A 9,730-nucleotide genomic window follows, 5' to 3' on the forward strand; every position below is an offset into this window, starting at 1 on the left:
CCAATTTTTTCTCATCTCCATTACATTTTATTGCAATAATTCACGTATTCTTTATTGTTATATAAATTAGGATTAACTAACATGTATCCCAAATAAAAAAAGACCGCTGCAAAAAGCAGCGGCCAAACGAAAGCTCTTATTTAACGGCAAAGGCCTCAATTTCCACAAGGGCACCTTTAGGAAGCGCCGCTACCTGGAAGCAGGCACGAGCCGGACAAACACCTTTGAAGAATTCCCCATAGATTTCATTCATAGGTCCAAAGTCCTTGATATCCGCAAGAAGGACCGTCGTCTTAACGACATCATCAAGGCTGCAGCCAGCTTCAGCAAGGATATTCTTGACATTCGTCAAGGATTGTTTCGTCTGGGTGACGATATCATCGCCAGCAAACTCGCCCGTCTTAGGATCGATAGGAATCTGACCGGATACATAAACCGTCGTTCCGGAAGCTTCAATCCCCTGGGAATAGGGTCCAATCGCGGAAGGGGCATTTTTGGTAGCAATTTCTTTTTTCATGAAAAGTTCCTCCAATCAAGTGATAATATAGTTGTTTCTTTCGTTACCCAATAGAATTATATCACGAAAATCAAGATAAATCTCCTCTCCATCTTTCCAAGTATGGTACGCACTGCCATGGGTCATGACGCGGATCATACCGGCTGCGGTCTCAATGCGGTAGTCAACAGCATCCCCCATATAGAAACGATGCCGTACCGTCCCCTTAAGCATCCCTCCGTTCTTGGAAAGGCTTACATTTTCAGGACGAACAGCAATAATGCCATCTCCTTCAGGAATTCCCGCCTCATTAGGGAAAGAAACGGTAGTATTCTTGATAAAGGCCCTATCACCCCGCATCGCAGCAGGTACGAAATTGACAAGACCAATAAAATCAGCCACCATCTTTTTGGCAGGATGGGTATAGACATCAAAAGGGCGTCCAATCTGCTGGATTTCGCCACCATTCATGACGACAATGCGATCACTCATGGTCATGGCTTCTGATTGATCGTGGGTGACGTAAATAACCGTAATGCCAAGCTCTTTTTGGAGTGTCGAAATTTCAAAGCGCATGCTTTCCCGGAGCTTGGCATCAAGATTTGAAAGAGGTTCATCCAAAAGGAGTAGGCCAGGATGTGCAATGAGCGCACGAGCAAGAGCCACGCGCTGCTGCTGCCCGCCAGAAAGTTGATTGGGATAGCGTCTTCCATACTGGTCAAGGTGAACCATCTTAAGGGCTTCTTCCACACGGCGGTCCCGTTCGGCCTTGCTGACGCCCTGGATTTTCAAAGGATAGGCTACGTTTTCTGCGACCGTCATATGGGGCCAAACAGCATAAGATTGGAAGACCATGCCTATATCCCGTTTTTCCGGTGCCATAAAAAGTCCTTCACTTGCACTGGAAACAACAGTATCCCCCAGGATAATGGAGCCTTCCGTGGGACGTTCAAAGCCGGCAATCATCCGTAGGGTCGTCGTCTTGCCACAGCCCGAAGGTCCTAGGAACGAGATGAACTCCCCATCTTTCACGTCAAGATTGAAATCTCCCACAGCCGTTACATTTCCAAAACGTTTATAAAGATGCTCGAGTTTGACTTGAGACATAATTTATTTTCCTCCTTGCTAAATGGCAATGTGCCCTTTTGACACTTTGTTCAAGATGAGGTTCCCCACCATAACAATGATGAGAATGATAACAGACATAACCGAAGCATTCTGCGTATCAGCATAGGTCTGCAGTTCGTAAAGAAGGACACCAATGGTCTGGGTATCACTGCCATAAAGCAGATTCGACATGGTCAATTCATAAAAGGAAGGCATAAAGATGAGGAACCAGCCCGCTACAATGGAAGGAGCAATAAGCGGCATGATAATATCCTTACAAATGCGAAGCCAGCCCGCACCAGAGTTCAGCCCTGCCTCTTCAAGACTTGAAGAAACCTGGCTTAGGGAAGCGGCAATGGTACGAACACTCATGGTCATATACTTCACAAGATAGCTGACAATGAGGATCCACATGGTGGAATAAAGGTTTAAGCCGTAGTTACCCGAGAAGGTTATGATGAGAGCCAGTGCAATAACAACGCTGGGCGTACTGCCGCCGACCATCACAAGCAGATCTGGGAGACTGCGCCCCTTCACGTGCGTTTTAACCGATAGATAAGCCACAAAAAGGGAAAGGATCGTGCCAATCGTTGCAGCAATGAAAGCATACCCCAAAGAGCGCCAAATGCAATCGAGATACTGACTGTTTTCAAGAACCGGTATCCATGCGTCAAAGCCAAAATTATCAAGACTAAGGCCTTTGGACATGCTCACCATGAAGCTTGTAATGACAATGGATCCTAACGGCAGGATTACGGCTATAAAAGCATAGACGGCTACAAGAAAAGTAGCAAGACCTTTCCATTTTCCCAATTCCACCAAGGCTGGCCGGGTGCTTTTTCCGCCAATGGTCGTATAATCCTTGCGTCCCATGAACCAAGTCATGAAAAAGAGCAGACCATTGGCAAGAATCATAAGCGATACGGCAAGGGTTGTCGCATTGCGGATACCGCTGTCGTTGCCCATATAGACGAAGGATACAATGCGCGTTGTCAGGACTTCAATGTTGCCTGGCATGCCCACAATAGCCGGGATTCCAAAAGCAGAACCAGCCCCAATGAAGACCAAGAGGCCGCCGGCGAGGATACTCGGCGCCATGAGCGGCAGTGTCACATCCCACAGGACACGAAGCGGCGAAGCGCCGGAAACGCGGGAAGCTTCTTCCAGTGTGGGATCCATTTTTTCCATGGCACGGGAAATGGTAATAAAAGCAAAAGGGGAATAAAAGAGGGTCAAGACCCAGATAAGTCCACCTTCCGTATAAATATTAAAAGGGGCCTTGCTCAAGGAAAAGATGGTTTTCAATAGGGCATTGAGATATCCTACATCAGGATTAAGAAGCTGCGTCCAAGCAATGGCCCCAACATAAGGGGGAATCATATAACTGGCAACAAGGATGGTTCGGAACTTTTTTCGTCCCGGCAAATCCGTTCGGCCGATAAGCCAGGCCAAAGGAAAGGTTATCAGGACGGAAAGAATCATGACGAGAATAGAGATTTTCGCCGTATTGGTCAGGGCCCTCATATTGACGGCCTGTCCATAGACAGTAAGATAACTCGACACGTCCAGGTGTCCATCAACAACAACGCTGTCGATAATAAGTACAGCCAGAGGCAGTACAATGAAATAAAGAAGGATGAGGACAGATAGCGCAATGACCATAAACTTACTGTCAAGGCGCGGCATTTGATATCGTTTCACTGTAAACTCCTTTTCCGCTTGAAAAAGCGGGGAGGCCAGAGGATGTTCCCCAGCTCCCCGCTCACAGTCCGATGGCTGCGGAAGGTGATCTTTTATCTATCGAGGACGCGAGATCGGAATTCTTCCTTGATTTGGGCTTCATTCTTAGTCAGCTTATCCCAATCTACCTTAATGGCATTCTGGAGCAATTCCTTCAGCGTATGTTTGGATCCCTGCGGTTTTTCCACATCATCCCGGACCGAATACATCCAGCCAGCAGTTACGGCTTCCTGACCTTCTTTGCTGAGCCACCAATCCGTAAGAGCCTTGGCACCGTCTGGATTCTTTGTCGCTTTGAAGATGCCGATCGGTGAAGAAATGAGGATGCACCCTTCCTTCGGATACACAACTTCCAACGGTTCCTTCTTGGTCTGCTGGAGTTTCAGCACATTTTCTTCCAAGATGATGGCAGCCATATATTCACCTGTGAGAAGTTTATTTTGGATGGCACTGTTGCCTTCTTCAACACGGAGTCCATTGGCTTTCAAACGATCAAAATACTCCCAGCCAAATTTATCAGCAAGGGCTCCAACAGCAACATAAGCAGTCCCGGACAGAAGCGGGTTCGGCATGGCAATACGGCCTTTATACTTTGGATTTGTCAAGTCTTCCCAGCTTGTCGGAATATCTTCCTTTGCAATCTTATCCTTATTGTAGGCAATAATCATATTGCAGACACGGACGGAAGTCCAAGCGCCATCCTTATCCACTTCCATGATATGATGTTTGATTTCAGGGGACTTGTAATCCAGAAGGAGACCCTTTTCCTTGAGATAGATATAATAGGATGGGTCAGCAACCATGAGGACGTCGTCGCTGATCTTGTCTGCCTTGATTTCCCCGGCAATCTTTGTCTTGATCTTTTCTGTACCGCCTTGGAACCAATTAACCTTTAAGTCGGGAAACGCCTTTTGAACAGCTGGTTTCACACGGGAATTGACGACATCAGGATACATGGACGTATAGACCATGACATTGCCTGAAACTTTCTTGCCGCCCGAAGCGGCTTCTTTCTTGTCACCGCCGCCACCGCAGCCTGCTGCAAGAAGGCTGCCGCAGGTAAGGGCAAGAGCTGCTAGTTTACACCATTTTTTCTTCATCATGTAGATTCATCCTTTCTGGAGTGGATTCCGCGGGGAGACCATCCCGCCTCGATTTATTTTTCTTTGTCAGCGTAGTAGGTAAAAAGCGCCTGCGTTCCTAAATCCCCCATTCCTTTTGCCTCGAGGGTCCGGTATTCCGCAAGGACCTGTTTGAGAACGGGCAGGGCAAGGCCCATCTTGCTCGCTTCTTCATCGGCGAGATTCATATCTTTGATGAAGTGTTTCAGGAAAAAACCCGGTGCGAAATCACCATGGACCATCTTGCTTCCAAAAGCATTGAGCTGAGCACTGCCCGCCGCCCCGGTGGACACGGCAGCTAAAAGAGTATCCAGATCAAGACCCTCCTTTTTTGCATAGTTCAGGGCTTCACAAATGCCGCTCATGGCGCCGGCAATCATGATCTGGTTGGCCATCTTGGCATGCTGACCGGAACCAGCCGGTCCCATGTAGTTGATGTTGGTTCCCATCCCCTCAAAGACAGGGCGCATGGCCTGAAAATCCTCTTTTTCACCACCGACAAGGATGGAAAGGGTTGCGTTTTTAGCGCCCGTATCCCCACCTGTAACCGGTGCATCGAGGACATGAAGGCCAATGGCAGTTCCTTTTTCGCAGAGTTTTTTTGCAAGGGTTGGACTTGTCGTAGTCATATCAATGATATATTGTCCGTGGTGGGCATTATTAAAGATGCCCCCTTCTCCGAAATAGACCGCTTCCACATCTTTAGGAAAACCGACAATGGAAATCATGACATCGACCGCTTTGACGCAGTCAGCAAGCGTTTCATGAAGGGCAACCCCTTCGGATTCAAGGTCCGCAATCTTCTCAGGGTGCCGAGCATAGGCATGCATTTCATAGCCCTTTTTTCCAAGGTTACAAAGCATGGATTTTCCCATGATGCCCGTCCCTACAAAACCAATCTTCAGCATTTCCGTCATATGGAATTCCTCCTTTTTCCCCAGCACTTGACTAAGGAACACACTCATTATATATAATTTGAATCGCTATGGCAACGAATTATCCCTATAATTCTGATAATTGCATCATTCATCGCACTTTTTCCATTACAAAAGATGCCTATACATCAAAATTCTTAAAAACTCCCTGTAACATGGGCACTGTGCTGATGATAACCCTTTTTTTGTAACAAGCAGCCTTATTCTCCGTCTAACTTGAATGGAATAGTAAATTCGCCTTTATTTTATATTGCGTCCATTATACAAAAACAAATCATAGACAAAGTAGTAAATTATTGATACGATATAATTGATAATTCTGTATTTTATATCAAAGGAGGCCTTTTCATGACCAGCAAGATCCTGCAAGAACTTCTCAAGAGTACTGCTTTCCTAGGTGTTCTGCTCCTTATCGGACTCTATCTTCGAGCCAAGATTTCCCTATTCAGACGTTTCCTGGTTCCCGCGTCTGTCATCGGCGGATTCCTCGGACTTCTTTTAGGGCCTGAAGTCCTTGGTCTTACAGGCTATTCCCCCATATCCCCTGAATGGAACAAGACGTGGTCCCTGCTTGCAGGGATTCTCGTCGTTCCCATGTTTGCCGGGATTCCCTTGGGAAACTTCGTCAAGAAAAAACGGCTCGATCCTCAAGAAAACCGCAAAGAAGCCGCTAAGATTGCTATTGTGAGCGGCATTGCAAGCGGAGCCTTTGGCTTTCAGATTATCCTAGGCGTCGGACTTCCCCTACTTTTTATGGCCTTTATTCCCGGTCTAGAATTCTACAACCAATTCGGCTACGAAATCTGTCAGGGCTTTAACGGCGGTCACGGTATGGCCGGGGCCATTGGGAGCCTGCTCATGGAAGGAGGCGCCAGCTACTGGGAACTGTCCCAAGGCGTTCTTACCACCTTTGCCACGATTGGCCTGCTTGGCGGGATCCTGCTAGGCGTCATGATTATCAACCGCGCTGCCGCAAAAGGGGAAACGGCCTTTTTGAAAGGATCCGCCTCTCTCCCGACAGAAGATACCTATGGATTTACAAAGGAAATAAACAAGCAGGGACAAATGGGACGGGAGACTACCCAAAGTGCTGCCATTGAACCATTGACCGTTCACCTTGCCATTATCCTTGCCGACTGCGGACTAGCTTATTATCTGCGCGGCCTATTTGTCAAATATCAGATCATCGGACTTCAGGACGTACCTGTTTGGCCCTATGCCCTGCTTCTCATGTATGCCGTCAACTATGGCATTCAAAAACTGCATTTGGAATGGATGATTGACGTTAAAATAAAGAACCATATTTGCGGCATTTTTGCTGACTTCTCCATTATCGCTGCCATCGCCAGCATGCCGATTCGCGCCGTCTTGGATTATATTCTCCCCATCCTTGTTATTTCTGCGGCGGGCTTTGTTCTGGTCTACTATACGACCATCAAGATGTTCCAATATTTCCTTCCTGACAGCTATCCTTTTGAACGGGGCATCCTCAGTTTTGGCATCAATACCGGCGTCATGATGACAGGTGCCACGCTGCTTAAAATCTGCGATCCCAATTTTGACTCCCCTGTTATGACGGACTACTCCCTATCCTACGCCATCCGGCAGGTCATTGAGCTTGTAAGCACACCCATCATGTATGCTATCCTCGTTAAAGGAACAGCCATGGATATGCTGAAATTTGGCATCATCTATACCGTTTGCTGCTATCTGATTGCTTTTATTGGGAAAAAGCTCTATGGATCCCCTCGCAAGGAGAAGATGAGGGAAACCGTTCTGGCTGAGTGATTCTTTTTTCCATCCAAAAAGACCGCTGCTCTTCATGCAGCGGTCTTTGTTCTTTATCAGAAAAGGACGATTTCTTATGGAAGGAGGGCCTTGACCTTATCAAGAAAACTATCTTTCGCCGCCGACTTCGACGGTATTATGGCAAGGGTTCTCACAATGTTCCTAAGTTTCCGCCCGTCATCATTCCAATAGGCTTCCTCCTCCTTAGGATAGGAGGCCGTCAAGATATGGATGCGGTCATTATTGAGGAAGGTCCAGCGCAGGGTGTGGACCGTCACAAGGGGAACGCCTTCCTGTAGGATGGTCTTATCGTAGGCCGTAAAAAGATGTTCCACACCGTTTATGATTTCCGTCTTCATTGGGCTCCAGTTACTGTAAGTGACAGTATACCCATCTGGAAGGCCCTTTCCATCACTGAATTTGATGCCGTCCATGGTGGCTGTGCCAAATTCCTGGAGGGCCTTTTCATCCATACCTAGATTCTGTCCATACCGAGGAAGCTTCATAGGACTTCCCACGGTTTGAAACGTAATTCGCGCCGCATGGTTTCCGGCCTCAAGGAAAGCCGCTCCTTGATCTGTTGTCACAAGGACGATGCTTCCTTTTTTGGAATATTGGGCCCGATCCTTTTCAAGGAGGGCCTTTACATAGGGATCTGTTTCTTCAGCTTCCATCTTTTTCCGGATTGCTTCCGTTTCCTCAAAAAAAGCGGAAGGAACCGAAAACCGGGCATCCGGATCCAATTTGACTTCAATCCAGCCCGGATACTGGACCGGCTCAATCTTAGGCGCTGCCGCTTTTTTCCCGCATCCAGCTGCCAAAAGAGCCAGGGTGCAAACAAGAAAAAGGAAGGGGCGCAGTAATTTTCTCATAGAAATCCATCCTTTCCATGCGTCATTATACCATGTTTTTCAAAACAAGGCGCAAAAAACCGGCCCCCCGCAGGAGACCGGTTGCGGTTCAAAGGTTATACAGCAAGGGAAAGCTGCTCATTTCCCAAGCCAAGTTCATCCCGTACATCCTCCCAAATAACCATACGGGCCTTTTTGAACCCATTGAAGGTCGTTGCTGAAGCCGATGTATAGGCACCGCAGACAGGAACAAGGAGCAAGTCATCCACTTCAAGGGGTTCGGTCATCTTGCCGCGGAACATAATATCCAAGGAATCACAGCTCGGGCCAGCAAAGGTTGCCGGGATCTTCTCCCCTTCCTTGAAGCTGATAAGCTTGTAGTCCCACTGATCGAAGATTACGCCGGAGAAGGTCCCATAAATACCATCATCGAGGAAATACCAGACCTGACCATTGCGTTCATTGACGCCAATGACCTTGGTAATAAGATTTTGAGCCGTGCCAGCCATATAGCGGCCGGGTTCACTCCAAATGATCTTATCGGAAAAGTCTTCCCGCAAGCGGGCTGCTATCTGATCCAAGATAGCCGTCAAGTTGTAATGGACACCCGTTTCCGGAATGGGGAACCCGCCACCAATATCCATGATGGGAAGGTCAAACCCCTCATTTTTTGCTTCTTCCAGGAGTTCATGGACAACATCAAAGGCGTGGAGATAAGAATCGGCCGTTGTAACCTGACTGCCGACATGGAAGGCAATTCCAGCCATGTCAAGACCAGCCTGCCGTGCCAGTCTCATAAGGGACAGGGCCTTTTCCCGCGGCGCGCCAAATTTCTTGTTAAGGTCCACATGGGCCTTGGGATTATCAATGCGCAAGCGCAGAAGCACGGTCGCATGGGGTACCCATTTGGCAATTTTGCAGATTTCCGATTCACTGTCAAAGGTCATACGCGTTACACCAGCATCGACGCAGGCCTTGAGGCCAGCTTCCGTCTTGATGGGATTGGCATAGATCATCTTTTCCCCCGGAACACCAAGGCTTGCCAAGGTACGGATTTCCCCGTCACTTGCAACGTCAAAATCAGCGTTTTTATCAATCATGGTCTCCAGGATTCTCAAATCCGGATTGGCCTTCATTGCGTAATGGATTCTCATCTGCGGGATATGGGTCCGCAGGATGTCATAATTTTTTTCAATCTGTTCCAAGGAAAGCACCAGCAAAGGAGTGCCGTATCTTTCAGCTAACCGGCTGACTGCATCTTGACTCAATTGAAAAAAAGCTTGTTCGTTCATCTATCCATCCCCCTCTGGCGTCAGCGACGCATATTTTAGTTCGCTGTTAATTATACTACAGAGCACAGAAAAGACAAGAGGAAAATAGAGGAAATTGAAGGAGATTTGAGGAGATTGAAGAAAAAATATGAAAATCGCTGGATAGTCCTATAAATTAAATGAATAAAAGCAATTATTCTATTTACTCCCTCATACTATCTCTTACGGCCTCATACGGCTCCATACGGAGCCAAAGCTCTTTAGGAGAAAAAGGGCTTATGAATATTTTTAAATCTGTACCATCTTTTACAACTTGATAACGTCTTTTGCATACACCCCTATACTCCTTTTTTCATTGAAGCAGAGCTATACTCTTCTTTTTTCTCTCAATAAGAAAGAGGCGTCCATGAATAAATATTGG

The 9,730-nt window shown here is 47.3% G+C and carries 8 protein-coding genes; 1 reads left to right on the plus strand and 7 read right to left on the minus strand.

Annotated elements, in window-relative coordinates; translation table 11 throughout:
* Nucleotides 1-136 precede the first annotated feature (136 nt).
* From HMPREF1246_RS09345 to HMPREF1246_RS09365, 5 genes are all read right to left on the minus strand, one after another.
* A complete protein-coding gene (locus HMPREF1246_RS09345; RefSeq protein ID WP_016459829.1) occupies nt 137-517 on the minus strand; it encodes a RidA family protein in 381 nt (126 codons plus the stop codon).
* A 15-nt stretch (nt 518-532) separates the two neighbouring features.
* On the minus strand, nt 533-1,603 hold the full coding sequence (locus HMPREF1246_RS09350; RefSeq protein ID WP_021737358.1) for an ABC transporter ATP-binding protein: 1,071 nt from the start codon (nt 1,601-1,603) through the stop codon (nt 533-535).
* An 18-nt stretch (nt 1,604-1,621) separates the two neighbouring features.
* On the minus strand, nt 1,622-3,304 hold the full coding sequence (locus HMPREF1246_RS09355; protein WP_009015048.1) for an iron ABC transporter permease: 1,683 nt from the start codon (nt 3,302-3,304) through the stop codon (nt 1,622-1,624).
* Nucleotides 3,305-3,396: 92 nt separating this feature from the next.
* The gene (locus HMPREF1246_RS09360) at nt 3,397-4,446 is read right to left on the minus strand and encodes an ABC transporter substrate-binding protein (RefSeq protein WP_009015049.1); all 1,050 of its coding nucleotides are present in this window, start codon (nt 4,444-4,446) and stop codon (nt 3,397-3,399) included.
* Between the two features lie 53 nt (nt 4,447-4,499).
* The gene (locus tag HMPREF1246_RS09365) at nt 4,500-5,381 is read right to left on the minus strand and encodes an NAD(P)-dependent oxidoreductase (RefSeq protein ID WP_021737357.1); all 882 of its coding nucleotides are present in this window, start codon (nt 5,379-5,381) and stop codon (nt 4,500-4,502) included.
* A 366-nt stretch (nt 5,382-5,747) separates the two neighbouring features.
* On the opposite strand from HMPREF1246_RS09365, the gene HMPREF1246_RS09370 reads away from it, so the two are divergent.
* A complete protein-coding gene (locus tag HMPREF1246_RS09370) occupies nt 5,748-7,187 on the plus strand; it encodes a sodium/glutamate symporter (RefSeq protein ID WP_014128066.1) in 1,440 nt (479 codons plus the stop codon).
* A gap of 74 nt (nt 7,188-7,261) precedes the next feature.
* Here HMPREF1246_RS09370 and HMPREF1246_RS09375 read toward each other — a convergent pair whose 3' ends face one another.
* Together HMPREF1246_RS09375 and HMPREF1246_RS09380 are read right to left on the minus strand one after the other, a co-directional pair.
* On the minus strand, nt 7,262-8,059 hold the full coding sequence (locus HMPREF1246_RS09375; RefSeq protein ID WP_021737359.1) for a hypothetical protein: 798 nt from the start codon (nt 8,057-8,059) through the stop codon (nt 7,262-7,264).
* Nucleotides 8,060-8,154: 95 nt separating this feature from the next.
* A complete protein-coding gene (locus tag HMPREF1246_RS09380; protein WP_009015053.1) occupies nt 8,155-9,330 on the minus strand; it encodes a type III PLP-dependent enzyme in 1,176 nt (391 codons plus the stop codon).
* Between the last annotated feature and the right edge of the window lie 400 nt (nt 9,331-9,730).

The sequence above is a fragment of the Acidaminococcus sp. BV3L6 genome, assembly GCF_000468835.1.
GTDB lineage: Bacteria > Bacillota > Negativicutes > Acidaminococcales > Acidaminococcaceae > Acidaminococcus > Acidaminococcus intestini.